Source organism: Phycicoccus sp. 3266, assembly GCF_031456495.1.
GTDB lineage: Bacteria > Actinomycetota > Actinomycetes > Actinomycetales > Dermatophilaceae > Pedococcus.
Genome location: NZ_JAVDUW010000002.1, coordinates 681,701 through 707,428 on the forward strand (window position 1 = coordinate 681,701; position 25,728 = coordinate 707,428).

22 protein-coding genes are annotated in these 25,728 nt (G+C 73.4%); 15 read left to right on the forward strand and 7 right to left on the reverse strand.

Going from position 1 to position 25,728, the window contains the following annotated elements; all coding sequences use genetic code 11:
• Positions 1-57 precede the first annotated feature (57 nt).
• The 4 genes from J2X64_RS13070 to mce form a co-directional block, all read right to left on the reverse strand.
• Positions 58-1,608 carry an FAD-dependent monooxygenase gene (locus J2X64_RS13070; RefSeq protein WP_310155091.1) on the reverse strand — a complete coding sequence of 517 codons (1,551 nt, stop codon included), beginning with the start codon at positions 1,606-1,608 and terminating at the stop codon, positions 58-60.
• A 10-nt stretch (positions 1,609-1,618) separates the two neighbouring features.
• The gene (locus J2X64_RS13075; protein WP_310155094.1) at positions 1,619-2,206 is read right to left on the reverse strand and encodes a hypothetical protein; all 588 of its coding nucleotides are present in this window, start codon (positions 2,204-2,206) and stop codon (positions 1,619-1,621) included.
• Positions 2,207-2,311: 105 nt separating this feature from the next.
• Positions 2,312-3,703 carry an endonuclease/exonuclease/phosphatase family protein gene (locus J2X64_RS13080; protein ID WP_310155097.1) on the reverse strand — a complete coding sequence of 464 codons (1,392 nt, stop codon included), beginning with the start codon at positions 3,701-3,703 and terminating at the stop codon, positions 2,312-2,314.
• 170 nt (positions 3,704-3,873) lie between these two features.
• Complete coding sequence (gene mce / locus J2X64_RS13085; protein ID WP_310155100.1) at positions 3,874-4,314, reverse strand: methylmalonyl-CoA epimerase; 441 nt, start codon at positions 4,312-4,314, stop codon at positions 3,874-3,876.
• Positions 4,315-4,470: 156 nt separating this feature from the next.
• On the opposite strand from mce, the gene gatC reads away from it, so the two are divergent.
• The 3 genes from gatC to gatB are packed head-to-tail and all read left to right on the forward strand — an operon-like array spanning position 4,471 to position 7,869.
• Positions 4,471-4,767 (forward strand): Asp-tRNA(Asn)/Glu-tRNA(Gln) amidotransferase subunit GatC, encoded by a 297-nt coding sequence (gene gatC / locus J2X64_RS13090; RefSeq protein WP_310155103.1) that lies wholly within the window; start codon positions 4,471-4,473, stop codon positions 4,765-4,767.
• A gap of 22 nt (positions 4,768-4,789) precedes the next feature.
• A complete protein-coding gene (gene gatA, locus J2X64_RS13095) occupies positions 4,790-6,313 on the forward strand; it encodes an Asp-tRNA(Asn)/Glu-tRNA(Gln) amidotransferase subunit GatA (RefSeq protein ID WP_310155105.1) in 1,524 nt (507 codons plus the stop codon).
• Positions 6,314-6,318: 5 nt separating this feature from the next.
• On the forward strand, positions 6,319-7,869 hold the full coding sequence (gene gatB / locus J2X64_RS13100; RefSeq protein ID WP_310155108.1) for an Asp-tRNA(Asn)/Glu-tRNA(Gln) amidotransferase subunit GatB: 1,551 nt from the start codon (positions 6,319-6,321) through the stop codon (positions 7,867-7,869).
• Between the two features lie 135 nt (positions 7,870-8,004).
• On the opposite strand, the gene J2X64_RS13105 is transcribed toward gatB, so the two are convergent.
• Positions 8,005-8,952, reverse strand: a complete 948-nt coding sequence (locus J2X64_RS13105; RefSeq protein WP_310155111.1) for a PQQ-dependent sugar dehydrogenase — start codon at positions 8,950-8,952, stop codon at positions 8,005-8,007.
• A 1-nt stretch (position 8,953) separates the two neighbouring features.
• Between J2X64_RS13105 and J2X64_RS13110 the strand changes: the two genes are divergently transcribed.
• The 4 genes from J2X64_RS13110 to J2X64_RS13125 all read left to right on the forward strand — a co-directional run bounded on the left by J2X64_RS13110 (position 8,954) and on the right by J2X64_RS13125 (position 11,656).
• Positions 8,954-9,253, forward strand: coding sequence for a hypothetical protein (locus J2X64_RS13110; RefSeq protein ID WP_310155115.1), 300 nt, complete (start codon positions 8,954-8,956; stop codon positions 9,251-9,253).
• A gap of 49 nt (positions 9,254-9,302) precedes the next feature.
• Positions 9,303-10,226 carry a 2-hydroxyacid dehydrogenase gene (locus J2X64_RS13115; protein WP_310155120.1) on the forward strand — a complete coding sequence of 308 codons (924 nt, stop codon included), beginning with the start codon at positions 9,303-9,305 and terminating at the stop codon, positions 10,224-10,226.
• Between the two features lie 66 nt (positions 10,227-10,292).
• Complete coding sequence (locus J2X64_RS13120; RefSeq protein ID WP_310155123.1) at positions 10,293-11,375, forward strand: sialidase family protein; 1,083 nt, start codon at positions 10,293-10,295, stop codon at positions 11,373-11,375.
• Complete coding sequence (locus J2X64_RS13125) at positions 11,372-11,656, forward strand: MoaD/ThiS family protein (protein WP_310155125.1); 285 nt, start codon at positions 11,372-11,374, stop codon at positions 11,654-11,656. The genes J2X64_RS13120 and J2X64_RS13125 overlap by 4 nt, the downstream gene beginning before the upstream one ends.
• Before the next feature lie 11 nt (positions 11,657-11,667).
• On the opposite strand, the gene J2X64_RS13130 is transcribed toward J2X64_RS13125, so the two are convergent.
• Together J2X64_RS13130 and J2X64_RS13135 are read right to left on the reverse strand one after the other, a co-directional pair.
• Complete coding sequence (locus J2X64_RS13130) at positions 11,668-12,780, reverse strand: PLP-dependent cysteine synthase family protein (RefSeq protein WP_310155127.1); 1,113 nt, start codon at positions 12,778-12,780, stop codon at positions 11,668-11,670.
• A gap of 9 nt (positions 12,781-12,789) precedes the next feature.
• Entirely contained in the window at positions 12,790-13,452 is a 663-nt protein-coding gene (locus tag J2X64_RS13135; RefSeq protein ID WP_310155129.1) for a TetR/AcrR family transcriptional regulator, read from the reverse strand.
• 124 nt (positions 13,453-13,576) lie between these two features.
• On the opposite strand from J2X64_RS13135, the gene J2X64_RS13140 reads away from it, so the two are divergent.
• From J2X64_RS13140 to J2X64_RS13175, 8 genes are all read left to right on the forward strand, one after another.
• Positions 13,577-14,206: a hypothetical protein gene (locus tag J2X64_RS13140; protein ID WP_310155130.1), complete on the forward strand. Its 630-nt coding sequence runs from the start codon at positions 13,577-13,579 to the stop codon at positions 14,204-14,206.
• Positions 14,203-16,266 carry a YhgE/Pip domain-containing protein gene (locus J2X64_RS13145; protein WP_310155133.1) on the forward strand — a complete coding sequence of 688 codons (2,064 nt, stop codon included), beginning with the start codon at positions 14,203-14,205 and terminating at the stop codon, positions 16,264-16,266. The genes J2X64_RS13140 and J2X64_RS13145 overlap by 4 nt, the downstream gene beginning before the upstream one ends.
• A gap of 85 nt (positions 16,267-16,351) precedes the next feature.
• Positions 16,352-16,876, forward strand: coding sequence for a histidine phosphatase family protein (locus J2X64_RS13150; RefSeq protein ID WP_310155137.1), 525 nt, complete (start codon positions 16,352-16,354; stop codon positions 16,874-16,876).
• 69 nt (positions 16,877-16,945) lie between these two features.
• Positions 16,946-18,667 carry a dihydroxy-acid dehydratase gene (gene ilvD, locus J2X64_RS13155; protein ID WP_310155139.1) on the forward strand — a complete coding sequence of 574 codons (1,722 nt, stop codon included), beginning with the start codon at positions 16,946-16,948 and terminating at the stop codon, positions 18,665-18,667.
• A gap of 264 nt (positions 18,668-18,931) precedes the next feature.
• Positions 18,932-20,836: an acetolactate synthase large subunit gene (locus J2X64_RS13160; protein ID WP_310155142.1), complete on the forward strand. Its 1,905-nt coding sequence runs from the start codon at positions 18,932-18,934 to the stop codon at positions 20,834-20,836.
• Positions 20,833-21,345: an acetolactate synthase small subunit gene (ilvN, locus tag J2X64_RS13165; protein WP_310155145.1), complete on the forward strand. Its 513-nt coding sequence runs from the start codon at positions 20,833-20,835 to the stop codon at positions 21,343-21,345. Before J2X64_RS13160 ends, ilvN begins: the two co-directional genes overlap by 4 nt.
• A gap of 91 nt (positions 21,346-21,436) precedes the next feature.
• Entirely contained in the window at positions 21,437-22,465 is a 1,029-nt protein-coding gene (gene ilvC / locus J2X64_RS13170) for a ketol-acid reductoisomerase (RefSeq protein ID WP_310155149.1), read from the forward strand.
• Positions 22,466-22,636: 171 nt separating this feature from the next.
• Complete coding sequence (locus J2X64_RS13175; RefSeq protein ID WP_310155152.1) at positions 22,637-25,699, forward strand: hypothetical protein; 3,063 nt, start codon at positions 22,637-22,639, stop codon at positions 25,697-25,699.
• The last annotated feature ends 29 nt before the right edge of the window (positions 25,700-25,728 follow it).

A 25,728-nucleotide genomic window follows, 5' to 3' on the forward strand; every position in this document is an offset into this window, starting at 1 on the left:
ACTGGTGCGTATGCCGATCCGGCAGGGAGTGAGACTCCGGTCACGCGGTGACGTGGCTCACCCGTCACCGACCGCTGCGACGTACCGGTCGGGCCGGACGAGGCACCAAGCGGGACAGGCGGTTCCGAGCCGGCGGGCAAGGTCCTCACCCCCTCGCGCCGCGGCCAGCCGGACCTCGTGGACCCACTGCTCGGGCAGGCCCGCTGGCGGTGGTGCGGCCGCACCCTCGCCGAGCAGCAGCAGGTGGTGGCCGGGCCCGTCGAGCAGCTCGTGGAGCCGGTGCTGTGGACCGGGCCGGTCGGGCGGGTGCCGCCGGTCCTGCGAGCCGGGCGGGAGCCGGAGGTCGGGGAGGCGGTCCCCGACGAGCACCCGTCCGCCCTGCCGCCGCGATCCCCGGAGCGTGAGGGGCAGGACGGGACGGTGGTGGCTCAGCGCCAGCCCGGTCACGAGCCGCACGCCCGGTGCGACGGCGCCGAGGTGGCGGGCGACGGTGGGCGCGACCGCGGGCACCACCAGCCGCCGCAGGGCCCGGGCCGCCGGATCGGCGGACGACTCACCCCACCAGGCGAGCGAGGTCCAGGCGATGCCGAGCCGCGCGACCGGACGGCGTTCCCGCTCGTAGCCGTCGAGCAGGGTGCTCACCCCGGGCGGGGAGGTCGCGGCCAGCGCCAGCCGCCAGCCGAGGCTGCACGCGTCCTGCAGCCCGGTGTTCATCCCCTGCGCGCCTGCCGGGCTGTGCACGTGCGCGGCGTCGCCGGCGAGCAGCACCGACCCGCGGCGGTAGGCCCGCGCCAGGTGGTGGCGCAGCGGCACCTGCTCGGCCCACGCGACGTCGCCCAGCGTGACGGCTCCGTCGGTCATGGAGCGCACGAGGCCGGCGAGCTCGGCACGCAGCCCGGCGGCGGTGCCGGCGACGACCAGCCGCCAGGGCGCCCGCTCGCCCAATGGGAAGAGGAAGAGGATGCCGTCGCGGGCGGCGAACACGTGGGCGCCCGACAGACCCGCGGGCTGCGCGACGTCGACGTCGGCGATGACGACGGGGTGGCGGTAGGCGCGGCCGGGGAAGGCGATCCCCGCAGCGGCACGGACCCGGCTCGCCGCACCGTCGCAGCCGACCACGAACCGTGCCGCGCCGAGGAGGGCGCCGTCGCGGCCGCGCACGACGGTCCGGCCCCGCAGGTCGCCGTCGCCGACCCGGACGTCGTCCACCTCCGCACCCCACCGGACGGCGACGCCGCGCTCGTCGAGCAGGCCGAGCAGCGTCGCCTCCACGACGGCCTGCGACACGAGGAGCAGCGACGGGTGGGCGGTGTCGGGCAGCGGCAGGTCGCCGAGGTCCACCCGGACCTCCCGCCCCCGCGCGTGCAGCACCGCGCCCACGTGCGAGCTGCCGACCTCGAGCAGGCGCCCGGTGGCGCCGAGCGGGGCCAGCACCTCGAGGGTCCTCGGCTGCACGACCAGGGCGCGCGACGGCCGCGGCGTGCCGTCGCGACGGTCGACCACCTCGACCCGGGCGCCGTGCGCCGCCGCCTGCAGCGCGAGCGCCAGCCCGGTGGGTCCCGCGCCCACCACGAGGACATCCGGTTCGCCCGACCCGGGCCGTGTCACTGCCACCGCCCTACCCGGCCAGCTCCCACCACAGGGCCTCGGCGTCGTCCTGCGCACCGGGTGCCTGCCGCTGCAGCCGGCTGCCGTCACGCAGGACGTCGTCGACGCCCAGCCCGGGCAGCACCACGTAGTCGATCGAGCCGGGCACGGCGACGAGGGCGAGCACGCGCCAGAGCCGGTCGGCATACCACCGCGCCCGGTCCGCGCCGTCCCAGTCGTAGAGGCCGCGGTACACGAAGGTCCGGGGGTCGACCATCCACAGCTTGCGCACGAAGCCGGGGAACCCGGCGAACAGCGGCGTGTTCACGATGCAGGTCGTCACGAAGACCCGGTGCAGCGACGGACGCTCGCCGATCCAGCGCAGCCGGAACTGCACCTGCAGCACTGACGGCTCCGTCCCGACCCGCGGGTCGCGCTCGGTCGTGCGGAAGATCATCGACCGCGTGCCGTCCCGGAACGGCAGCCGCGTGCCGACGAGGTCGTCCGGCTGGCGGAGCCGGCGGGTCGCCAGGAGGTGGGCGGTCCGGGCCGCGCTGGCCGTCACGGCGGTGAGGACCTCGCCCGCTCCCACGGAGGGTGCGACCTGTGGGCTGGACATGGGGCCTCCCGGGACGCTCGTGCAGGGACGACCAGCCTGTCGGGCGCCGGCGCGGCGCCGTCAGGGTCGGAGGTCCCGGCAGGCCGCCAAGGGAGCCGGACGGCCCTACGGGAGCCGGATGTCTGCGACGACCATGTTGTGGTCGGACGCCCGCGCGCACTGGCTGGGCACGACGACGTCCTCCCAGCGGACGACGCCCCGCGCACCCTTGACCATCACGACGTCGAGGCGCGAGCCCCAGCCGGCGAACGACCCGACCCGGGGGATCGTGACCGTGCACGCCATGTGGTTCATCGTCGAGTAGCGCAGGTTCACCTGCGTCACCGCCGCCGCCGTGTCGTAGTAGCCGGCCCGCACCAGCGCGTCGTGGGCCAGGTAGCCGCCGACGTTCTGCTGGTAGGTGTTGAGGTCCCCGGCGAGGACGACGGGCAGGCCGGCGGTGTTGACCGCGGCCACCCGGGCGAGGACGTCGGCCACCTGGCCGGCGCGCAGCGTCTCGTACGCCGTGTCCGTGGTCGCGGTGCTCGAGTGCCGCTGGTCGAGGTGGGCGGAGACGACGAGGAAGCGGCGGCCCGTCGCGACCTCCTGGAGCGTGGCGTATGCCGCGTGGCGGCGGACCCACTCGCTGTCCCCGGAGCGCAGCCGCAGCGGGACGATGCACGAGGAGGACCAGATGGCGCCGTTCGTGGTGTCGGGGCACGAGCTCACCAGGCGGTAGCGGCTGGAGTCGTAGAGGATGCGGGCGCCCTGGATGGCCGAGGCGGTGCCGGGCGCGACGTAGCGGTTGGTGCGCACGAGCTTGTAGCGGCCTGCCCCCTTGGCGGCCAGCGTGGCGACGAGGCTCTGGGCCTGCGTCTGCGCGGTCAGGCTCGGGGTGGTCGAGCCGTTGGCCGGTGTGATGCCGAGCTCCTGCAGGCCGACGACGCCGGGGTTGCGCGACAGGATGGTGTCGGCGACCTTGCCGACCCGGCTCTGCCACGAGGGGAAGCCGGCGACCGGGGTCGCGGTGTGGACGTTGAAGCTGGCGACGCGCAGCACGGTGCCGCCGGTGCCGCTGGAGACGGGGCGGACGCCGACGCTCTGCAGGTAGGGCCAGGCGCGGGTCGTCGTGCCCGCCGAGGTGTGGTTGACCGCGCGGAACCGGTAGAAGAGGTGGTTCGCCGAGCCGAGCGAGGCGCCGGCGGAGGCGAGCTGGGAGGCCGTCAGCGTCACCGAACGGCGGGTGCCGGAGACGGTGAAGGTCTTGGCGGAGCGGCCGTGGTCGGGAAGCGACGGGTCGGTCGTGCTGAAGGTCGTCAGCCCCGTCTCGATGGTGAAGCTCGTCGTGTTGCTGCCCGTCGCGGTCCACCGGAAGGTGACCTGCCCGGCGCCGGGGCCGGGCGCCGCGCTGACGGCGCTGATGGGACCGGGCGTCGGGGGAGCGGCGAGCGCGGCGGGTGCGACCGCGACCGCGCCGACCAGGGCGGCGAGAGCGGGGACGAGCAGGCGTCGGAGCATGGGGCAGTCCACGGGGTCGGTGCGCCGGGGTGCGCACGGTCCCCGCAAGTGTCACTGCGTTTGCGCCCGGACGAGTCCGGTTCGGGCGGATTCGGGCCGTTCGGACGATGAGGCAGCGACCGACGGTCGGATGCCTCGGGGCGACGGGCAGCTGCCGGGGCTGGGCTGCGTCAGTGCGTCTCGTGCGCGGGCTGGACCAGCTCGACCAGCACGCCGCCGGCGTCCTTGGGGTGGATGAAGTTGACCCGGGAGTTGGACGTGCCCCGGCGGGGCTCGTCGTAGAGCAGCCGCAGCCCGCGGTCGCGCAGGACCCGGCTGACCGCATCGACGTCCTCGACGCGGTACGCCACCTGCTGCACCCCGGGCCCGGACTTGTCGAGGAACTTCGCGATGGTCGACTCAGGGGTCAGCGGGGCGAGCAGCTGCACGTGCGACCCGCTGCCGCCGACGGCCATCATGGCCTCGCGCACCCCCTGCTCCTCGTTCTCCTCCTCGTGCGCCAGCTCCATGCCGAAGGTGTCGCGGTAGAAGGCGATGGCCTCGTCCAGGTCGCGGACCGCGACGCCGACGTGGTCGATGGCGGTGAACAGCTCGGTGGGCAGGTCGCTCATGGGGCCCAACCCTAGGCCGGGCGCGAGCGCGGCGACATGAGCGATGCGTCACTCCCGGAGGTCCCGGGGTGGGCGCCCGGTGACCCGCCGGACGGCCCCGGAGGCGGTGCCGGGCGCGGTGCCGTGCCGCACGGCACCGCCCCTAGACTGGCGGGCATGTCCGCACTGTCCCGGGACGACGTCGCGCACCTCGCCGGCCTCGCCCGCATCGACCTGTCCGATGCCGAGCTCGACCGCATGGTCGGGGAGCTCGGCGTCATCCTCGAGTCCGTGGCGAAGGTCCAGGAGGTGGCGGCGCAGGACATCGAGCCGATGTCGCACCCCATGCCCATCACCAACGTGACCCGCCCGGACGAGGTGCGCCCCTCCCTCGGCGCCGAGGCGGCCCTCTCGGGCGCGCCCGCGCAGGAGCAGCAGCGCTTCGCGGTGCCGCGCATCCTCGACGAAGACTGACCCGACGGACCCAAGGACACCTGTGACCACCGACCTCACCCGCGCCTCCGCCGCGGAGCTCGCCGACGGCCTCGCCCGCAAGGAGATCAGCTCCGTCGAGCTCGTCCAGGCCCAGCTCGACCGCATCGCCGCCGTCGACGGCGCCGTGCACGCCTTCCTCCACGTCGACGCCGAGGGTGCGCTCGCCAGCGCGCGCGAGGTCGACGACCGCCGCGCCGCCGGCGACGAGGACCTCCACGTCCTCGCGGGCGTGCCCATCGCCGTCAAGGACGTGATGGCCACGCGCGGTATGCCGACCACGTGCGGCTCGCGCATCCTCGAGGGCTGGGTGCCGCCGTACGACGCCACCGTCGTCGCCAGGCTGCGCGCCGCCGGGCTGCCGATCCTCGGCAAGACCAACATGGACGAGTTCGCCATGGGCTCCTCCACGGAGCACTCGGCCTACGGGCCCACCCACAACCCGTGGGACCTCGACCGGATCCCCGGCGGGTCGGGCGGCGGCTCCTCCGCCGTCGTCGCGGCATACGAGGCACCGCTGGCCATCGGCACCGACACGGGCGGCTCGATCCGCCAGCCCGCCGCGGTCACGGGCACCGTCGGCGTCAAGCCGACCTACGGCGGCGTCTCCCGCTACGGCCTCGTCGCGCTCGCGTCGAGCCTGGACCAGGCCGGTCCGTGCACCCGCACCGTGCTCGACGCGGCGCTGCTGCACTCGGTCATCGGCGGCCACGACCCGATGGACTCCACGTCGATCGCCGCGCCCGCCCCGCCCGTGGTCGAGTCGGCCCGTCGCGCCGACGTCGCCGGGCTGCGGGTCGGCGTCATCAAGGAGCTCGGCGGCGAGGGGTACCAGGCCGGCGTGCGCGCCCGGTTCGACGAGGCGGTGGCGCTGCTCGAGGGTGCCGGCGCCGAGGTCGTCGAGGTGTCGTGCCCGAGCTTCGACTACGCGCTCGCGGCGTACTACCTGATCCTCCCCAGCGAGGCGTCCTCGAACCTCGCCAAGTTCGACGCCATGCGGTACGGCCTGCGGGTCCTGCCCGAGGGCGTCGACGCACCGAGCGCCGAGCAGGTCATGGCCGCGACGCGCGACGCGGGCTTCGGCGACGAGGTCAAGCGACGCATCATCCTGGGCACGTACGCACTGTCCAGCGGCTACTACGACGCGTACTACGGCCAGGCGCAGAAGGTCCGGCGGCTCATCTCCAACGACTTCGCCGCCGCCTTCGACAAGGTCGACGTGCTCGTCAGCCCGACGTCGCCGACGACGGCGTTCAAGCTCGGCGACAAGCTCGACGACCCGATGTCGATGTACCTGCAGGACGTCGCGACGATCCCGGCGAACCTCGCCGGTGTGCCCGGGATGTCGCTGCCCAGCGGCCTGGCCGACGAGGACGGGCTGCCCACCGGCATCCAGATCCTCGCGCCCGCCACCCAGGACGAGCGGCTCTACGGCGTCGGCGCGGCGCTGGAGCGGATGCTCGTCCAGAGCTGGGGGAGGCCGCTGCTGGCCCAGGCCCCTGACCTGACCGCCCTGAAGGGAGCGTGACCGCGATGACCACCACCGTCACCGACGAGGTCGTCGACTACGACGAGGCGATCGACCGGTACGACCCGGTCATGGGCCTCGAGGTCCACGTCGAGCTCAACACCGCGACCAAGATGTTCTGCGGTTGCGCGACCGGCTTCGGCGCGGAGCCGAACAGCCAGGTCTGCCCGGTCTGCCTCGGCCTGCCCGGCGCGCTGCCGGTCGTGAACGAGAAGGCCGTCGAGTCGGCGATCCGGATCGGCCTGGCGCTCAACTGCGAGATCGCGCAGTGGTGCCGGTTCGCCCGGAAGAACTACTTCTACCCGGACATGCCGAAGAACTTCCAGACGAGCCAGTACGACGAGCCGATCGCGTTCAACGGCTACCTCGACGTCGAGGTCCCGGCCGAGCACGGCTCCGGCACCGAGGTGTTCCGGGTCGAGATCGAGCGTGCGCACATGGAGGAGGACACCGGCAAGTCGCTGCACATCGGCGGCTCGACCGGCCGCATCCACGGCGCCGACTACTCCCTCGTCGACTACAACCGGGCCGGCATCCCGCTCATCGAGATCGTCACCAAGCCGATCACCGGTGCCGGTTCGCGCGCGCCCGAGGTGGCCCGCGCGTACGTCGGCGCCCTGCGCGACCTGCTGCGCGCGCTCGGCGTCTCCGACGTGAAGATGGAGCAGGGCTCGCTGCGCTGCGACGCCAACGTCTCGCTGCGCACGCGGGTCGGTGAGCCGACCAGCGAGGAGCAGGCCGCGGTGCCGCTCGGCACCCGCACCGAGACCAAGAACGTCAACTCGCTGCGCTCGGTGGAGCGCGCGGTCCGGTACGAGATCTCGCGGCACGCGGCGGTCCTCGACAGCGGCGGCTCGATCTTCCAGGAGACCCGGCACTGGCACGAGGACACCGGCGTCACGACGTCGGGGCGCCCCAAGTCCGACGCCGACGACTACCGGTACTTCCCGGAGCCCGACCTCGTGCCCGTCGCGCCGACCCGCGAGACGGTCGAGGAGCTGCGTGCCACGCTGCCCGAGCCGCCGGCACAGCGCCGCAAGCGGCTGCAGTCCGACTGGGGCTACAGCGACCTCGAGATGCGCGACGTCGTCAACGCCGGCGCGGTTGAGCTCATCGAGGAGACCGTCGCGGCCGGCGCGAGCCCGGCGGCGGCCCGGAAGTGGTGGCTCGGTGACCTCGCCCGTCGCGCGAACGCCGACGGTGTCGCGGTCGCCGACCTCGGCGTCACGGCCGAGCACATCGCCGAGCTCGACGGGCTGGTCCGCGACGGCCGGCTCAACGACTCGATGGCCCGGCAGGTCCTCGACGGCGTCGTCGCCGGCGAGGGCACGCCGACCCAGGTCGCCGACGCGCGCGGGCTCGAGCTCGTGCAGGACGACGGCGCGCTCGAGGCCGCGGTCGACAAGGTCATCGAGGGCAACCCCGAGGTCGCGCAGAAGATCCGCGACGGCAAGGTGCAGGCCGCAGGCGCGCTCATCGGCCAGGTCATGAAGGAGATGAAGGGCCAGGCCGACGCCGGCAAGGCCCGCGAGCTCATCCTGGCCAAGCTCACCTGACGCCCACCGGGCCTCCGCGGTCCCCGCAGGTCGGCTCCACGGCGCCTCCCGCAAAACGGCAGTTGCTGGCACGAAACGGCGGTTCTGAACCCCCGTTTCACGTCAGCAACTGCCGTTTTGCGTGGGGAGGGGAGCTCAGCGCAGGGAGGAGACGGCGAGGTCGAGGATGCGGTCGTCCTGCGGGCCCGGGGTGCCGCGGAACGTGTTGCTCGTGACCACCCACAGCCGGCCGTCCCCCGCCGACACCACGTCGCGCAGCCGCCCGTAGCGGCCGTCGAGCAGCCGCTGCGGCTGGCCGACGCCGTTGCCCTGCAACGGGACCCGCCACAGCGAACGACCGCGCAGCGCCGCCATCCAGACGGCACCGTCCGCGACCGCGATGCCGCTCGGCGAGGCCTGGGAGGTCGGCCACTGCACGAGCGGGTCGGTGTACCCGGCCCGACCCGCCTTGCCCTCGACGACCGGCCAGCCGTAGTTGCGCCCGGGCTGGACGAGGTTGAGCTCGTCCCACGTGTCCTGGCCGAACTCGCTGGCATACATCCGGCCGTCGGGTGCCCACGCGATGCCCTGGACGTTGCGGTGCCCGTAGCTCCACACCCGCGTGCCGAAGGGGTTGCCGGGTGCGGCGGCACCGTCCTGGGTGACGCGCAGGATCTTGCCGCCGAGCGCGCCCTTGTCCTGCGCCGCCGGCCGGTTGCCCGCGTCGCCGGTCGTGACGTAGAGGTACCCGTCCGGCCCGAACGCCAGGCGCCCGCCGTTGTGGAACCCCGCCTTGGGTATGCCGGTGAGCACGGGCGTGAAGGACGTCGCCCTCCCGTCGGCGAACGTCAGCCGCACGACCCGGTTGTCCCGCTCCCCGGTGTAGTAGACGAAGACGCGGTGGTCGCGGGCGAAGGTCGGCGACACCGCCACGCCCAGCAGGCCGCCCTCGCCGGCGGGCGCGACCCCGGGGACGGTGCCCAGGACCACCGGCGCCGACTCCTCGCGGACGTGCAGCAGCTCCGCCCGGTCACGCAGGGTGACGAGCGCCGAGCCGTCCGGCAGGAACGCGACCGACCAGGGGACGTCGAGGTCCTGTGCCACGGTGACGACGGCCGGCCGCGGCGCGGTGGCGCCGGTCGAGGACGACGTCCCCGTCGACGGGCCGGCGCCCGACGCCCCGGTGCCCCTCGACGACGGGGTACCGCTCGACGACGGGGTGGTGCCGGACGAGCCGTCCCGGGCAGGGGTCGTCGCGAGCGAGGGTGCGGTGACCGTCCCCTCGGAGGTGGGGGACCCGCTGCAGCCGGTCGCGACCAGCAGGGCCACCACGGCGGCGGACCCCGCTGCGAGGGCCCTCGGGGCGCGGGCGGTGGGGTGCGGCGGCATACCCCATTGTGCGTGACGTGGACGCGCTCGACCGGGCGCGCGGGCCCCGGGCTAGCGTGGCGGCCATGGTGCTCGTGACGCTGCCGGGGCAGGAGTGGGTCGACGCGGTGGGGCCCGTGCCCGGGCTCGAGCTGGACGTGTGGGACATGTCCGAGCCGCACCCGCGCGCGGAGGAGGTGCGCGTCGTGGTGCCGCCGTACCTCGGGGCGGGCCCCCGCCTGCCCGTGCTGTCGACCCTGCCCAACCTCGACCTCGTGCAGCTGCTCACGGCGGGGTACGACGGCGTGCCCGACGTGCTGCCCCCGGGTGCCCGGCTCGCCAACGCCGCCGGGGTCCACGACGCCTCGACGGCCGAGCTGGCGGTGGCCTTGGCGCTGGCGTCGCTGCGCGACGTCCCGGACTTCGTCGTGGCGCAGCGCGAGCACCGCTGGCTGCCCACGACCATGCACCCGGCCCTGGCCGACAAGCGCGTGCTCGTCGTCGGGTACGGCTCGATCGGCCGCGCCATCGCCGCGCGCCTCACGCCGTTCGAGGTCACCGTCACGGCCGTGGCGTCGAGGGCGCGCGCGGGCGACGACCTCGTGCCCTCGGTGCACGGCGTCGACGAGCTGCCCGACCTGCTGCCGCACCACGACGTTGTCATCCTCATCGTCCCGCTGAGCGAGGTCACGGCCGGGCTCGTCGACGACGCGTTCCTCTCGGCGATGCCGGACGGGTCGCTGCTCGTCAACGTCGCGAGGGGCGGGGTGGTCGACACCGACGCCCTGGTACGGCACGCCCGCGCCGGTCGGATCCGCGCGGCCCTCGACGTCACCGACCCCGAACCGCTGCCGGAGGACCACCCCCTGTGGGACCTGCCCGGGGTGCTGGTCACCCCGCACGTCGGGGGCGCCTCGAGCGCGTTCACGCCGCGGGCCACCCGGCTGCTCCAGGAGCAGCTGGGGGCGTATGCCGCGGGGCGGCCGCTGCGCAACCTCGTGCACCCCTAGCGCCTGCGCAGGCCTGCGTCCAAAAGGCGATGACGCCGTCGGTGGGCGGTGGCATCCTGAGGTTCCATGAGCGAGACCATCGTCGGGATCGGGACGCGCAAGGGGCTGTGGCTGGCACACAGCGAGGACAGGCGGGAGTGGCGGCTCGAGGGGCCGCACTTCCTCATGAGCGAGGTGCTCTCGCTCCTCTTCGACACCCGGCAGGAGCCGACCCGGCTGCTCGTGGGCTTCCGCTCCTCGCACTGGGGGCCGTCGCTGCAGCACTCCGACGACCTGGGGCAGACGTGGGTCGAGCACCCCGACGGCTCGATCCAGTTCCCCGCCGACACCGACACCGCGCTCAAGGCGACGTGGCAGCTCGTCGCCGACCCGCACGACCCGGCCGTGGTCTGGGCCGGGACCGAGCCGCAGGGCCTGTGGCGCAGCGCGGACCGGGGTGAGACGTTCGAGCTCAACCGCGGCCTGTGGGACCACCCGCACCGGCCGCAGTGGGGGGAGGGCTTCGGCGGCGGGGCGATCCACACCGTCCTGCCCAGCCCGGCCGACCCCGACTCGATGCTCGTGGCCATGAGCACCGGCGGCGTCTACAACACGACCGACGGCGGAGCGTCCTGGAGCCCGGGCAACACCGGCATCCACGCGTACTTCATGCCGCACGACGAGTGGCCCGAGTTCGGCCAGTGCGTGCACAAGGTCGCCCGCGACTCCGCCACCCCCACCCGGCTCTACGCGCAGAACCACAAGGGCGTCTACCGCTCCGACGACAACGGCGTCACCTGGACCTCGATCGAGGAGGGCCTGCCCACCAACTTCGGGATGACGGCGGTGGCCAACCCGGCGCGCGGCGACTCGGTCTGGCTCGTGCCGATCGCGTCCGACGGCGAGCGGATCCCGCCCGGTGCGCAGCTGCAGGTCGCGCGGTCCGACGACGCCGGCGCCACCTGGCGCGAGCTGACGACCGGGCTTCCGCACAGCTGGACCAACGTCCTGCGCGACGCCGCCGGCACCGACACCTCAGACCAGCCGGGCCTGTACGTCGGTACCCGCAATGGCGAGGTCTACGCCTCGACGGACGAGGGAGAGACGTTCGAGCGGATCGCGACGCAGCTGCCGGACGTGCTCGTGGTCCGGGCGGTCACGCTGCCGTGACGGTCCGCGTGGTGCTGCCGGGCCTGCTGCGGGACCTGGCCGACGGGGCGGCGGAGCTGCCCGTCGAGGTGGGGGACGGCGCGGCACTGTCGGAGGTGCTCGACCGCGCGTTCGAGCCGTGGCCGGTGCTCGGCCGGCGCGTCCGCGACGAGCGGGGCGAGATCCGCCGCCACGTCAACGTGTTCGTCGACGGCGAGGACGCCAAGCGGCTCGAGGGCGTCGCCACGCCCGTGGGCGGCTCGGCGACGGTCCACGTCGTCAACGCCGTCTCCGGCGGCTGACCGGGCGAGCGTCAGGCCTCGTCCCAGACGCCGTCGTCCCAGGCGCGACGCAGGGTGGCCGTCGGTCCGGCGAGGTCCCACCCGCGCTCGGCGACCCAGTCGTCGCACAGGTACGTGCCGGCATACCGGTCGGCGCCGTCGCACAGCAGCGACACGATGCTGCCCTCCTCGCCCCGCTCGGCCATCTCGCAGGCGAGGCGCAGCGCGCCGTAGAGGTTGGTGCCCGTCGAGCAGCCCGCGCGCAGGCCGGTGCGCTCGGCCAGGAAGCGCATCGCCGCCACCGAGGCGACGTCGGGCACGAGCATCATCCGGTCGACGACGGCGGGCACGAAGCTGGGCTCGACCCGCGGCCGGCCGATGCCCTCGATGCGCGACCCGCACGCCCGCCCCACCCCCTCGTGGTCGCCGGCGAAGGCCGGGAGGAAGGCGGAGTTCTCCGGGTCGACGACGCACACCCGCGTGGCCAGGCTGCGGTAGCGCACGAACCGGCCGATGGTCGCGCTCGTGCCGCCGGTGCCCGCGCCCACGACGACCCACGTCGGAACCGGGTGGCGCTCGCGGGTCATCTGCTCGAACACCGACTCGGCGATGTTGTTGTTGCCGCGCCAGTCGGTGGCCCGCTCCGCGAAGGTGAACTGGTCGAGGTAGTGGCCGCCGAGCTCGTCCGCGAGCCGGCGGGCGACGTCGTACACCTCGCCGGCGTCGTCGACGAGGTGGCAGCGGCCGCCCTCGCGCTCGATGAGGGCGATCTTCTCCGGGCTGGTCGTGCGGGCCATGACCGCCACGAACGGCAGGTCGAGCATGCGGGCGAAGTACGCCTCCGACACCGCGGTCGACCCGCTCGACGCCTCGATGACGGTGGTCCCGCGGTGGAGCTCGCCGTTGCACAGGGCGTAGAGGAACAGCGACCGGGCCAGGCGGTGCTTGAGGCTGCCGGTGGGGTGGGTCGACTCGTCCTTGAGGTAGAGGTCGATGCCGGGCAGGCCCGGGACCGGCACCGAGATGAGGTGGGTGTCGGCGCTGCGGTTGGCGTCCGCCTGGATCCGGCGGACGGCCTCGTCGAGCCAGGCGCGGTCGGCCGGCTGTCGGGGGACGACGTCGAGCAGTGCGGGTGCCTTCGCCATGGCCGAAGGCTAGCGGCCCGTGCGCCCGCCTCCCGCGGCCACCGGGCCACCGGTCGCCGCGGCGGTCACCAGGGGCAGGAACTCGCGCTCGAGCTCGCCCGGCCCGACCTGCTCCGGCTCGAGCAGGTGCTGCGCCAGCCCGCCCTGCAGCACCATCGTCACCAGCCGCACGAAGCGCTCGGTCGACACCGTCGGGTGCAGGCCGTGGTCGCGCACGATGCCGTCGACGACCTCGCCGAGGCCGGCCCGCACGTCGGCCTGGATCGCCGCCCAGGCGCGCCGGGCCTGCTCGTCGCGCAGTGCGTGCAGGCCGAACTCGGTCGTGAGCAGGTGCCAGCGGCGGCGCTCCTCCGGGTCGCCCGCCCACACGTCGACGACGGCGTCGAGCAGGTCGGGCAGGGTCAGCCCGGGGCGCGACGCGACCTCGGTGACGGCCGTGCGCAGCCGTCGCGAGTGCTGGGCGTACAGCTCGGTGACGAGCTCGTCCTTGTCGGTGAAGTTCGAGTAGAACGCCCCCCGCGTGAAGCCGGCGCGCTCGCAGATGTCCTCGACGCTCGCGCCGTGGAATCCGCGCTCGGCGAAGACCTCGGCGGCCGCGGCGAGGAGCCGGTCGCGGGTGGCCTGCCGGCGGTGGGAGCGCGGCTTGCCCGGGTCTGCGTTGGCGGGGGCCATGCTATAAGGATACACTCCTGTATCGGATACGGATATGTATCCAAAGCACCATCGCACTCGAGACCGCCGGTGCGGGCCCTTCCCCCAGGGGTGCCGGGCCCCCGGCGGCCGGAGAAGGACACACATGGAGCTCCTCGCCGACCGCGTCGAGGTCGCCGGGCTGCACGGCCCGCTGCTGCTGCCGACGACGCTGCACGCCTCACCCCGCCGCGTCGAGCTGGTGGCCGGTGACCCGGGCCCCGGCCACGTGGCCCTCGCGCTCGCCCTCGCGGGCCGCATCCGCCTTGCCGGCGGCGCGGTCACGCTCGACGGCGACCCCGACCCCGCCGCCCTGCGCCGGCACGTCGCACTCGTCGACGTGCCCGACGTGAGCGCCCCCGAGGACGCCGTCACGGTGCGCGCCGCCGTCGCCGAGCAGCTGGCCCTCGCCGGGCTGCCGTCGAGCCGTGCCGCCACGCGGGCCCTGCTCGCTGCGCACGGCGTGCAGGACCTGGCCAAGGAGCGGTTCGAGGCGCTCGAGCCCGGTGCGCGCACCCGGCTGCTCATGGACATCGCGGCACGCCGCGCGCTCACGCGGGTGCTCGTCGTCACCGCACCCGACCGCCTCGGTGGCAGGCCCGAGGAGTGGTGGGGGGCCGCGCACCGGTATGCCGGTGAGGGCCTCACCGTGGTCGTCCAGTGCAACCACGCGACTGTCCGGGCCCTGGGCCAGCCGGTCCGGCACGAGCTCGGGGTCGCGGAGGTGGTCGCATGACCGCCGTCCGCCTCGCCCTGACCGAGCTGCGCCGGCTCACCGCGGGCCGCCTGCCGCGCGCCGCCCTCGTCGCCATGCTCCTGGTCCCGACCCTCTACGGCGGCCTCTACCTCTACGCCAACAAGGACCCCTACGGCGGCTTGGCCCAGGTCCCCGCGGCCGTGGTTGTCGAGGACTCGGGCACCACCCTCGCCAACGGTGAGCGCCTCGCGGTCGGCGACCGGGTCGCCGACGAGCTCGTGCGGTCGCACAGCTTCGACTGGCACCGCGTCGGACGGCAGCAGGCCCACGACGGCGTGTCCGACGGCCGCTACGACTTCGCGCTGGTGGTCCCCGCCGACTTCTCGGCCGCGCTGGCCTCGAGCGCGGAGTTCACGCCCCGTCAGGCCGAGCTGCGCCTGGAGACCAACGACGCCAACGGCTACCTCGCCCGCACCATCGCGGGCCAGGTGGTCGCGCAGGTGACGAAGTCGGTGGCCTCCGAGGTCAGCTCCACGGCCGCCAACCAGCTCCTCACCGGCTTCACGACGATCCACGGCAAGGTCAAGGACGCTGCCGACGGCGCCGGCACGCTCGCCGACGGCCTCGCCCAGGCCGACACCGGGGCGCACGGGCTGGCCGACGGCGCCGACTCGCTCGTCGCGGGGGAGAAGAAGCTCGTGAGCGGCAGCGACCAGCTGGCGCAGGGTGCCTCGAAGGCCGCGTCGGGCGCCGACCAGCTCGCCTCCGGCGCGGGCGACCTGCACTCGGGCCTGCAGACGCTCGACCAGCGCACGGCGACCCTCCCCGCCGACACGCGGCGCCTCGCGGACGGCGCGCACCAGGTGGCCGACGGCAACGCCAGGGTCGCGGCCGCGGGCGCACAGGTCGCCGCTGCCTCCAACGCCTTCGTCGCCGACGTGACCACGAACCAGGGGGACCTCGCCGACCGGCTGCGTGCCGCGGGGTTCACCGACACCCAGGTGCAGCAGGTCCTCGACGCGGCGCAGCAGCTGAGCGGCCCGGTCACCAGCGCCAACGGCCAGGTGCAGACCGCCTCGACGCAGCTGGACCAGCTCTCCGCCGGGGCGGCGCAGGTGGCCGCGGGCGCCGACCGGCTCGCCGCTGCGGCAGGACCGCTCCACGCGGGCATCGCCCAGGCCGACAGCGGGAGCGCCCGCCTGGCCTCCGGGGCCGACGACCTCGCCGCCGGCAACCGCGCGCTGGCCTCAGGTGCGTCGGACCTGGCCACCGGCCAACGGGCCGCGCTCGACGGCGCGACGAAGCTCGACTCCGGCGCCGGCGACCTCGCGGGCGGACTCGACCGGCTCCAGCAGGGCGCCACCAAGCTCCGCGACGGGCTGAAGCAGGGCCTGCGGTCGATCCCCGACCCGAGCCCGGAGGCCCGCAAGGCCGTCGCCCAGACCCTGGGCAACCCCGTGGGGGTGCAGGGCAGCTCGCTGGCGTCCGCGTCGAGCTACGGAGCAGGCTTGGCCCCGTTCTTCCTGAGCCTGGCGCTGTGGATCGGCGGCTACGTGCTCTTCCTGCTCGTCAAGCCGCTGTCAGCCCGAGCCCTCGCGGCCGGCCAGCCGAGCTGGCGCACGGCCCTCGGCGGGTGGCTCGCGCCGGCGGTCCTCGGCGCGGTCCAGTCGGTGCTCGTGTATGCCGTGGTGGTGCGGGGCGTGGGCATCGGGGCCGAGCACCCGCTGCTGCTGATCGCCTTCATGGCCGCGGTGTCGCTGACCTTCGTCATGGTGCTCCACGCGCTCGCCGCGCGGTTGGGCGCGCCGGGCAAGTTCCTCGGCCTGGTCTTCATGGTGCTCCAGCTCGTGAGCGCCGGCGGCACGTTCCCGTGGCAGACGCTGCCGGGGCCGCTGCACCCGCTGCACCACGTGCTGCCCATGTCCTACGCGGTCGACGGCATCCGGCGGCTCATGTACGGCGGGTCGCTCGACCACCTCGCGGTCGACCTCGGCGTCTTCGCGGCATACCTCGTCGGCGGGTTCCTCGTGTCCACGGTCGCCGCACGCCGCGCGGGCTCCTGGACGGCCCTGCGGGTCAAGCCCGAGCTGGCCATCTGAGCCGGCTGCCGGTACCCCCGTGGGGCGTTGCCGGGGAGGCCGGTGCGCGGTGGCAGGGAGCGGGGAAGAGGGCCATCCTCGAGGTATGACCAGTGCCGGCGACGACAAGGTGCTCCTGCTCCTGCGGCACGCCAAGGCCGAGCAGGTCCTCGGCAAGCCCGACCACGAGCGCGAGCTGACCGGTCGCGGCCGGCGCGACGCGGCAGCGGCCGGACGGTGGCTGCACGAGCAGGGCCTCGGCGCCGAGCTGGTGCTGTGCTCCACCGCGACCCGCACGCGGCAGACCTGGGAGTGGGCGGTCAGCGGCGGCGCGTGCGGCGAGTCGGTCCAGTACGACTCGACGCTCTACGGGGGTGGCACGCAGGGGGTGCTCCAGACCGTCCGCGAGCTCGGCGGCGAGGCGCAGGTCGTGCTCGTCGTCGGCCACAACCCGAGCATGGCGGTGTTGGCGAGCTCGCTCGCGGAGGGGGACGGGTCGGTGCTGGCGCACGAGTGCCTGGCCGCGGGCTTCCCGACCTCGTCGGTCGCGGTGCTTCGTTACGCCGGGGCGTGGGAGCGCCTGGATACGGGCTCGGCGCGGCTCGAGCGCTGCCACACGGCACGCGGGTGAGCGGACGCCGTCGTCTGCAGCGTGAGACTCGCGTCCCACGTGCTGGACTGCGGTCCTAGACTGCGGACTATGACGACCCCCGAGCACAGCATCCCCGACGGCGTCGACATCAAGCCGCGCAGCCGCGACGTCACCGACGGCCTCGAGAAGACGGCCGCGCGCGGGATGCTCAGGGCGGTGGGCATGGGCGACGACGACTTCGCCAAGCCGCAGATCGGTGTCGCCTCGTCGTGGAACGAGATCACCCCCTGCAACCTCTCGCTCGACCGGCTCGCCAAGGCGGTCAAGGACGGCGTGCACGCCGGCGGCGGGTACCCCCTGGAGTTCGGCACCATCTCCGTCTCCGACGGCATCTCGATGGGCCACGAGGGCATGCACTTCTCCCTCGTCAGCCGCGAGATCATCGCCGACTCGGTCGAGACCGTCATGAACGCCGAGCGGCTCGACGGCTCGGTCATGCTCGCCGGCTGCGACAAGTCGCTGCCCGGCATGCTCATGGCCGCCGCGCGGCTCGACCTGGCATCGGTGTTCCTGTATGCCGGGTCGATCCTCCCCGGCGTGGCCAAGCTCTCGGACGGCACCGAGAAGGAGGTCACGATCATCGACGCGTTCGAGGCGGTCGGGGCATGCGCCGCCGGCAAGATGTCGCGCGAGGACGTCGACGCCATCGAGCGCGCGATCTGTCCCGGCGAGGGCGCCTGCGGCGGCATGTACACCGCCAACACCATGGCCACGGTCGGCGAGGCGATGGGCATGTCCCTCCCCGGCTCGGCCGCGCCGCCCGCCACGGACCGGCGCCGCGACGCGTACGCCCGCAAGTCCGGCGAGGCCGTCGTCAACCTGCTGCGCCGCGGCATCACCGCGCGCGACATCATGACCAAGGAGGCGTTCGAGAACGCCATCGCGGTCGTCATGGCCTTCGGCGGCTCGACCAACGCGGTCCTGCACCTGCTCGCGATCGCGAACGAGGCCGAGGTCGACCTGACGATCGGCGACTTCCAGCGCATCGGGCGCAAGGTGCCGCACCTGGCCGACGTGAAGCCGTTCGGCTCCTTCGTCATGAAGGACATCGACCACATCGGCGGCATCCCGGTGGTGCTCAAGACGCTGCTCGACGCCGACCTGCTCCACGGCGACTGCCTCACGGTCACCGGCAGGACCATGGCGGAGAACCTCGAGGACCTCGCCCCGCCGCACATCGACGGACGCGTCATCCGCGACATGGCGCAGCCGATCCACAAGACCGGTGGCCTCACGATCCTCACGGGGTCGCTCGCGCCCGAGGGCGCGGTCGTCAAGACGGCCGGCTTCGACGACGAGGTCTTCGAGGGCACCGCGCGCGTCTTCGACGGCGAGCGCGCCGCGATGGACGCGGTCGAGTCGGGCTCGCTGAAGCCCAAGGACGTCGTGGTGATCCGCTACGAGGGCCCCAAGGGCGGCCCCGGCATGCGGGAGATGCTCGCCGTGACCGGCGCGATCAAGGGCGCCGGGCTCGGCAAGGACGTGCTGCTCCTCACCGACGGGCGGTTCTCCGGCGGGACGACCGGCCTGTGCGTCGGCCACGTCGCGCCCGAGGCGGTCGACGAGGGACCCATCGCGTTCGTCCGCGACGGTGACGGGATCCGGCTGGACGTCGCGAACGCCACGCTCGACCTCCTCGTCGACGAGGACGAGCTCGCCCGCCGTCGCGCCGAGGGCGTCACCCACCCGGAGCCGAAGTACACCCGTGGCGTGCTGGCCAAGTACCGCAAGCTCGTGGGCTCGGCCAGCGGGGGAGCCGTCTGCGGCTGAGCCGCCGGGCGCGGGCGTGTCGTCCTGTGACTGAGACGACACGTCCGCATGGTGGTACGCGTCGTCTCGCACGTTGACACCCCGCCGGCACGGCGGGAGAGTGCTCGTGTGGCACGGATTCTCGTACTTCCCTAGCGCGCAGGCCCTTCCCCCGAAGAGCCCGCGCGCTGCCCTCCGTCGTCCCGCCACGGGACTGGGGGGCATTTTTTGTGAATCGACACGGTGTGGCCAGACCCAGCGAGAAGCGAAAGCAGTGAGACCGACGTGAGCGACGCGAGACCGGCCCCGACGCCGGCACCCAGCCCGAGCCAGGTGGCGCAGCAGGCCCGCGCCAAGACCCCCACCCAGGTCACGGGTGCCCAGAGCCTCGTGCTCTCGCTCGAGTCCGTGGGCGTCGACACCGTCTTCGGCATCCCGGGCGGCGCGATCCTCCCGGCATACGACCCGTTGCTGGACTCCACGAAGGTGCGCCACGTCCTCGTGCGCCACGAGCAGGGCGCCGGCCACGCGGCCGAGGGCTATGCCAGCGCGACCGGCAGGGTCGGTGTCTGCATGGCGACGTCCGGCCCCGGCGCGACGAACCTGGTCACCGCGATCGCCGACGCCTACATGGACTCGGTGCCCATCGTGGCGATCACCGGCCAGGTGAGCTCGAGCGCGATCGGCACGGACGCCTTCCAGGAGGCTGACATCCGCGGCATCACGATGCCGATCACCAAGCACAACTACCTCGTCACCGACGCGGCCGACATCCCGCGCGTGGTCGCCGAGGCCTTCCACATCGCCTCGACCGGCCGCCCCGGGCCGGTGCTCGTCGACATCTCCAAGGACGCCCTCCAGGCCCGGACGGTCTTCTCGTGGCCGCCGAAGTTCGACCTGCCGGGGTACCGGCCGGTCGCCCGCCCGCACAACAAGCAGATCCGCGAGGCGGCCCGGCTCGTCGCCGAGGCCAAGCGGCCGGTCCTCTACGTCGGCGGCGGGGTCGTGCGCGGCCAGGCCTCCGAGGAGCTGCGGGCGTTCGTCGAGCTGACGCAGATCCCCGTCGTCACCACGCTCATGGCTCGGGGCGCGGTGCCCGACAGCCACCCCCTGCACCTCGGCATGCCGGGGATGCACGGCTCGGTCGCGGCCGTCACCGCGCTGCAGAAGTCGGACCTGCTCATCACCCTGGGCGCACGGTTCGACGACCGGGTCACCGGCCTGCTGTCGACGTTCGCCCCCGAGGCCAAGGTGATCCACGCCGACATCGACCCGGCCGAGATCTCCAAGAACCGCGTCGCCGACGTCCCGATCGTCGGTGACGTGCGCGAGGTCCTCACCGAGCTCACTGCCGCCGTGACGGCCGACCACGAGGCCGGCCGCGCGGGGGACTACACCGCCTGGCGCGAGCAGACCGCCGGCTGGAAGGCCACCTTCCCGCTCGGCTACACGACGCCCGAGGGCGGCGACACCGTCGCGCCGCAGCAGGTCATCGAGCGCATCGGCGCCATCGCCGGGCCCGAGGCGACCTACGTCGCCGGCGTCGGCCAGCACCAGATGTGGGCCGCCCAGTTCGTGCAGTACGAGCGCCCGAACGCGTGGCTCAACAGTGGTGGCCTCGGGACGATGGGGTATGCCGTGCCGGCCGCCATGGGTGCCAAGGTCGCCGAGCCCGAGCGCACCGTCTGGGCGATCGACGGCGACGGCTGCTTCCAGATGACCAACCAGGAGCTCGCGACCTGCGTCATCAACAACATCCCGATCAAGGTCGCGGTCATCAACAACAGCAGCCTGGGCATGGTGCGGCAGTGGCAGTCGCTGTTCTACAACCAGCGCTACTCCAACACCGACCTGCACACGTCGGTCGGCCGCCGCGTGCCCGACTTCGTCAAGCTCGCCGAGGCCTACGGCTGTGTCGGCCTGCGGTGCGAGCGGCCCGAGGACATCGACGCGACGATCGCCAAGGCCATGGAGATCAACGACGTCCCGGTCGTGGTCGACTTCGTCGTGCACCGTGACGCGATGGTCTGGCCGATGGTCCCGGCGGGCGTGAGCAACGACGCCATCCAGGTCGCCAAGGACACCGCGCCGCAGTGGGACCGCGAGGACGACACGACGGCGGAGGAGGCCGTGGCCGACCAGGTCGCGGCGGAGCAGTCGCAGGCCCAGCAGGAGGCGAACCGCGCATGAGCAAGCACACGCTGTCCGTCCTGGTCGAGAACAAGCCCGGTGTGCTGGCGCGCATCGCGGCGCTGTTCTCGCGGCGGGGCTTCAACATCGACTCCCTCGCCGTGGGCCCGACCGAGCACGCCGAGATCTCGCGGATGACCGTGGTCGTCGACGTGGAGGACCTGCCGCTGGAGCAGGTGACCAAGCAGCTCAACAAGCTCGTCGAGGTGCTCAAGGTCGTCGAGCTCGAGCCGAACGCGTCGGTCCAGCGCGAGATCCTTCTCGTCAAGGTCCGCACCGACCTGAACAGCCGCAGCCACGTCCTGGAGACCGTGCAGCTGTTCCGTGCCAAGGTCGTCGACGTCGCGAGCGACACGCTCACGATCGAGGTGACCGGCAACCGGGACAAGCTGGCCGCCTTCCTCGAGGTGCTCGAGCCGTTCGGGGTCAAGGAGCTCGTGCAGTCCGGGATGGTGGCCATCGGGCGCGGCTCGCGCTCGATCACCGACCGGGCGCTGCGCTCCGCCTGACCCCCGCGCCGTGGTGAGCACACGGCATACCGAAGACCAACCGAAGTCCCAGCAAGCAGGACGAAACCCGCAACCTAAGGAGTTGGCCACCGTGGCCGAGATGTTCTACGACGACGACGCTGACCTGAGTGTGGTCCAGGGCAAGAAGGTGGCCGTCATCGGCTACGGCAGCCAGGGCCACGCTCACGCGCTCAACCTGCGCGACTCGGGCGTCGACGTCCGTGTCGGCCTCGCCGAGGGCAGCAAGAGCCGGGCGAAGGCCGAGAACGAGGGCCTCACCGTCACGTCCGTCGCCGACGCCGTGAAGGAGGCCGACCTCGTCGTCATCCTCACGCCCGACCAGGTCCAGCGGACGGTGTATGCCAACGACATCAAGCCCAACCTCAAGGAGGGTGCGGCGCTGCTGTTCGGCCACGGCTTCAACATCCGGTTCGGCTACATCAAGCCCGAGGCCGGCTCGGACGTCGTCATGGTCGCCCCCAAGGGCCCGGGCCACCTCGTGCGCCGCGAGTACGTCGACGGCCGCGGTGTCCCGGTGCTGCTCGCGGTCGAGCAGGACGCCAGCGGCACGGCCTGGGACCTCGCGAAGTCCTACGCCAAGGCGATCGGCGGCCTGCGTGCCGGCGGGATCCGGACGACGTTCACCGAGGAGACCGAGACCGACCTGTTCGGTGAGCAGTCCGTGCTCTGCGGTGGCGCGAGCCAGCTGATCATGTACGGCTTCGAGACCCTGGTCGAGGCGGGCTACCAGCCCGAGGTCGCGTACTTCGAGTGCCTGCACGAGCTCAAGCTCATCGTCGACCTCATGGTCGAGGGCGGCATCGCCAAGCAGCGCTGGTCGGTGTCGGACACGGCCGAGTACGGCGACTACGTGTCGGGCCCGCGCGTCATCGACGAGCACGTCAAGGAGAACATGAAGGCGGTGCTCGCCGACATCAAGAGCGGCGCGTTCGCCCAGCGGTTCATCGACGACCAGGACGCCGGCGCCCCGGAGTTCAAGGCCCTGCGCGAGAAGGGTGCCCAGCACCCGATCGAGGCCACCGGCCGCGACCTGCGCAAGCTCATGGCCTGGGTCAAGGACACCGACAGCGACTACGTCGAGGGTTCCGCGGCCCGCTGACAGGCGGCCGACCACACCAGCGCTCCACCGCCGTCTCGCGTCTCTCGGTCGTGTCGGCCGTTTCTCCTCAAAGGCCCGGTGCGCCCGCTTCGCGTCGACTAGCCTGCCCCGGGCGGGTGAGCAGACCTGGAGGGGTGCGCGGTGGTTCGGCGTTGGTATGCGGTGGTCCCCGTGGTCGGATTGGCGATCCTCGCGTCGTCCCTGAGCGGACTGCCCGCTTCGGCGGTCGAGCCCGCGCCGACGGTGGTCGCCTACGGAGCCCCCGACGGTGTCCTGCTCGAGTGGCCGTCGCAGGACTACTACGTCAGGCAGTGGCGCATCACGCGGTCCACCGGCGGCGCCTCGACCACGCTCGACGTGAGCACCGCGTCCTCGTACAGCGACACGGCGCTGCTACCCGGGCAGGCGGCCACCTACACGGTGGCGGCTCTCGACGGCGGCACGCCGGGACCGGCCTCCCTCCCCGTCAGCGCTGCACGAGGGGCCTCGGCCTGGGTGGCTCCCGCCGGGGCGAGCACGTGGATGGTCGACGGCGACCAGGAGTCCTGGTCGACGCCCTCGCCGATGCGCAGCGACTCCGTCACGCTCGGCCGTGCGTTCGACGGTTTCACCGGCCTCGCCTACCCCTACGACTGGGCATTCGGGCGCATCCCCGGCCCTGGCAGCTACCGGCTGGGTCCGACGGCCGACGCGTCGACGGTCGCCTTTCGTGACTACTGCGCGCAGGGAACGGCGACCGGTCAGGTCACCGTCCACGACGTCGTCTACGCGGCGGACGGCGTCCCGGTCGAGTTCGGCGCCGACTTCGCCTGGGCCTGCGGGGACGGGCTCCTGCACCGCCGCCACATCCGCTACTTCTCGCCGGCGCCGATGCCGCACGTCGTCCTGGAGCACGTGGGGGAGGCGCCAGCAGTGGTGCGAGGCCACTCGGCGACGGACAGTTGGCGCCTGCGCAACGACGGGTCGAGCGCGGCGACCGTCGGGGCCCTCGACGCCCTGAGCGGCTACGCCGGGCTCTCTGTCGGGGTCGACCCCGTCTGTGACGGTGTGACGCTCGCGCCCGGGGGCAGCTGTGACCTCACCGTGCGGATCGCGACCACTGCCGATCTCGTGCCGTGGCCCTCGGGCTACGGCTTCGAGGTCCGAGGCACGGTCGCTGGGCAGCCCGGCGCGGTCGCGACGGGCAGCGTCGCCGTGTACGGCGAGGTCGCCGCCCCGTCGATCCAGTGGTTGGCGCGAACGACCGATGCCGTCGCCCTGCGGCTCGATGTGCCGGGGGCCGCCGACATGGCCCCCGGGGCGCAGATGGTCATCGAGCGGGAGACCGACTCGGGTCCGTGGACAGAGGTCCACCGCCAGGCCGCCTCCGGGTTCGACTGGACCGACACGTCGGTGAGTGTGGGATCGAAGGTGGCCTACCGGGCGCGCACGGTCGATGCTGCCGGCACGTCCTCGCTGCCATCGGGGAGCGTCTCCGGGGTCATGCCGACCGACGCTGTGCTCGGACTCGGGGCCGTGGACGCCATCGGCTCGGGGAACCACGAGGATCCCGAATGGGTCGCCCTCCCCAGGCCGTCCGGCGCCATCACGTCCGGTGTCGCTGTCTCGCCGGACCGTCGCCACCTCGCCATCGCCACCTACGACGACGCCACCGGCACCGCGTGGCTCTTCCTCACCGATCGACAGGGTGGCTCGCCGACCCTGCTGGCCAGGTCCGTCGACCAGAGAATGTACGGGCGGCCGCGGTTCTCGCCGGACGGTGGGCGGATCGCCTACACGGACGGCAGCGCGCTCGGCCTCACGGTGGCCCTGGTCGACATCGCATCAGGCGCCGTGACGCACCTCGCCAGCCAAGGGGTGCCCTACGGGTGGTCACCCGATGGGACGTCACTCCTGCTCGGTGGCGGCATGACCGCCTCGGGTGGGTTGGCCACTGGCCTGCGGTGGACCAAGGTCGCCGGGGAGGCGTCGACGCCGGTCGCAGGCAGCAGCGCCGTGCAGGACGAGAACTCGCGGCTGTCCACCTCGGTCGCGGTCTCCCGCACCGGAGATGTCGTGTGGGTCGACGCCGACAGTGCGGGCGGCACCCTGCGACGAGCGGCAGGAGGCACCGTGACCACCCTCTGGGCACCGACAGGGTGCCGGCTGGGCGAGCCCGCATGGTCTCCGTCCGCCGGCAAGCTCGCTGTCCAGGTCAGCGGGGCCGCGTGCATCGCTGGGCCGTCGGGCACGGTGGCACTCGACGTGCCGGTATCGGGCACGGCGACCTCGTGGACGCCCATGTCGGCAGTAGCCCCCAAGGGGCCGGCGTGGGTCGCCACGGCCGACGCCGCCCCGACGTCGACCGCCACCGTGCCACCGGTGACGGGCAGCGCGGCGACCATCACGGTCACGGGTGGTGACACCGACGACGCAGTCGGGGGGTTGTCCTACTCGTGCAGCCTCGACTCGGGAGCCTGGCAGGCCTGCTCGACGTCGTGGCGCCCTTCGGGGCTCGCAGCCGGGCCGCACTCTGCGGCCGTCGTCAGCGTGGACCCGGCCGGCCGGGGCAGCCAGCCCGCGAACCTGACCTGGACGGTGGACCGGGCTGCCCCCGCCGTCACCATGGGGTCACTGCCCGGGGTCCTGCTGGGGACCGGGCTCACCGTTGGCTGGACGGGCAAGGACTCCGGCGGTGGTGTGGTGGCGTCGTACGACGTCCGTCGTCGGTACGCCCTGCTCGGAGGCGGCTGGTCCGCGTACTCGTACCCGGCCGGCTGGCAGGGCCGCAGGACCGCGGGCCTGCCGGTCGTCCTCACCCCCGGTGTCAGCTACTGCTTCTCGGTACGGGCCCGCGACAGCGTCGGCAACGTGGGGGCGTTCAGTGCCGAGCGGTGCGTGTCGGTCGCCCTGGACGACCGGGCCCTTGCGGTCAGGGGCGGGGTGCGGGGCACGACGCGGGCCGCCTTCGACGGAACCTTCACCAAGGTGACCGGGACGAGCCAGTACCTCAGCCGTACCGGTGTCGCGGGTCGTCGCATCGGACTCGTGGTCACTCGGTGCTCCACCTGTGCGCCGTTGGACGTGTGGGTCGGCGGGGTGAAGGTGGGAAGGCTGAGCACCTACGCCTCCAGCACGAGGTACCGCCAGCAGGTCTGGTTGCCGTCCTTCACGCGGACCCGCTCCGGCACCGTGGTGGTCCGTCCTGCCTCCTCCAGGGCCGCCTACGTCGACGGGCTCGTCGTCCTCAAGTAGGGCTGGCGGGGTCGGGGGCCCCGCCGTCT

Coding starts and splice junctions, on each gene's coding strand:
- J2X64_RS13075 (WP_310155094.1), bottom strand. CDS start 2,206: ATGTCCAGCCCACAGGTCGCACCCTCCGTGGGAGCGGGCGAGGTCCTC.
- J2X64_RS13080 (WP_310155097.1), bottom strand. CDS start 3,703: ATGCTCCGACGCCTGCTCGTCCCCGCTCTCGCCGCCCTGGTCGGCGCG.
- mce (WP_310155100.1), bottom strand. CDS start 4,314: ATGAGCGACCTGCCCACCGAGCTGTTCACCGCCATCGACCACGTCGGC.
- gatC (WP_310155103.1), top strand. CDS start 4,471: ATGTCCGCACTGTCCCGGGACGACGTCGCGCACCTCGCCGGCCTCGCC.
- gatB (WP_310155108.1), top strand. CDS start 6,319: ATGACCACCACCGTCACCGACGAGGTCGTCGACTACGACGAGGCGATC.
- J2X64_RS13115 (WP_310155120.1), top strand. CDS start 9,303: ATGGTGCTCGTGACGCTGCCGGGGCAGGAGTGGGTCGACGCGGTGGGG.
- J2X64_RS13120 (WP_310155123.1), top strand. CDS start 10,293: ATGAGCGAGACCATCGTCGGGATCGGGACGCGCAAGGGGCTGTGGCTG.
- J2X64_RS13130 (WP_310155127.1), bottom strand. CDS start 12,780: ATGGCGAAGGCACCCGCACTGCTCGACGTCGTCCCCCGACAGCCGGCC.
- J2X64_RS13135 (WP_310155129.1), bottom strand. CDS start 13,452: ATGGCCCCCGCCAACGCAGACCCGGGCAAGCCGCGCTCCCACCGCCGG.
- J2X64_RS13140 (WP_310155130.1), top strand. CDS start 13,577: ATGGAGCTCCTCGCCGACCGCGTCGAGGTCGCCGGGCTGCACGGCCCG.
- J2X64_RS13145 (WP_310155133.1), top strand. CDS start 14,203: ATGACCGCCGTCCGCCTCGCCCTGACCGAGCTGCGCCGGCTCACCGCG.
- J2X64_RS13150 (WP_310155137.1), top strand. CDS start 16,352: ATGACCAGTGCCGGCGACGACAAGGTGCTCCTGCTCCTGCGGCACGCC.
- ilvD (WP_310155139.1), top strand. CDS start 16,946: ATGACGACCCCCGAGCACAGCATCCCCGACGGCGTCGACATCAAGCCG.
- ilvN (WP_310155145.1), top strand. CDS start 20,833: ATGAGCAAGCACACGCTGTCCGTCCTGGTCGAGAACAAGCCCGGTGTG.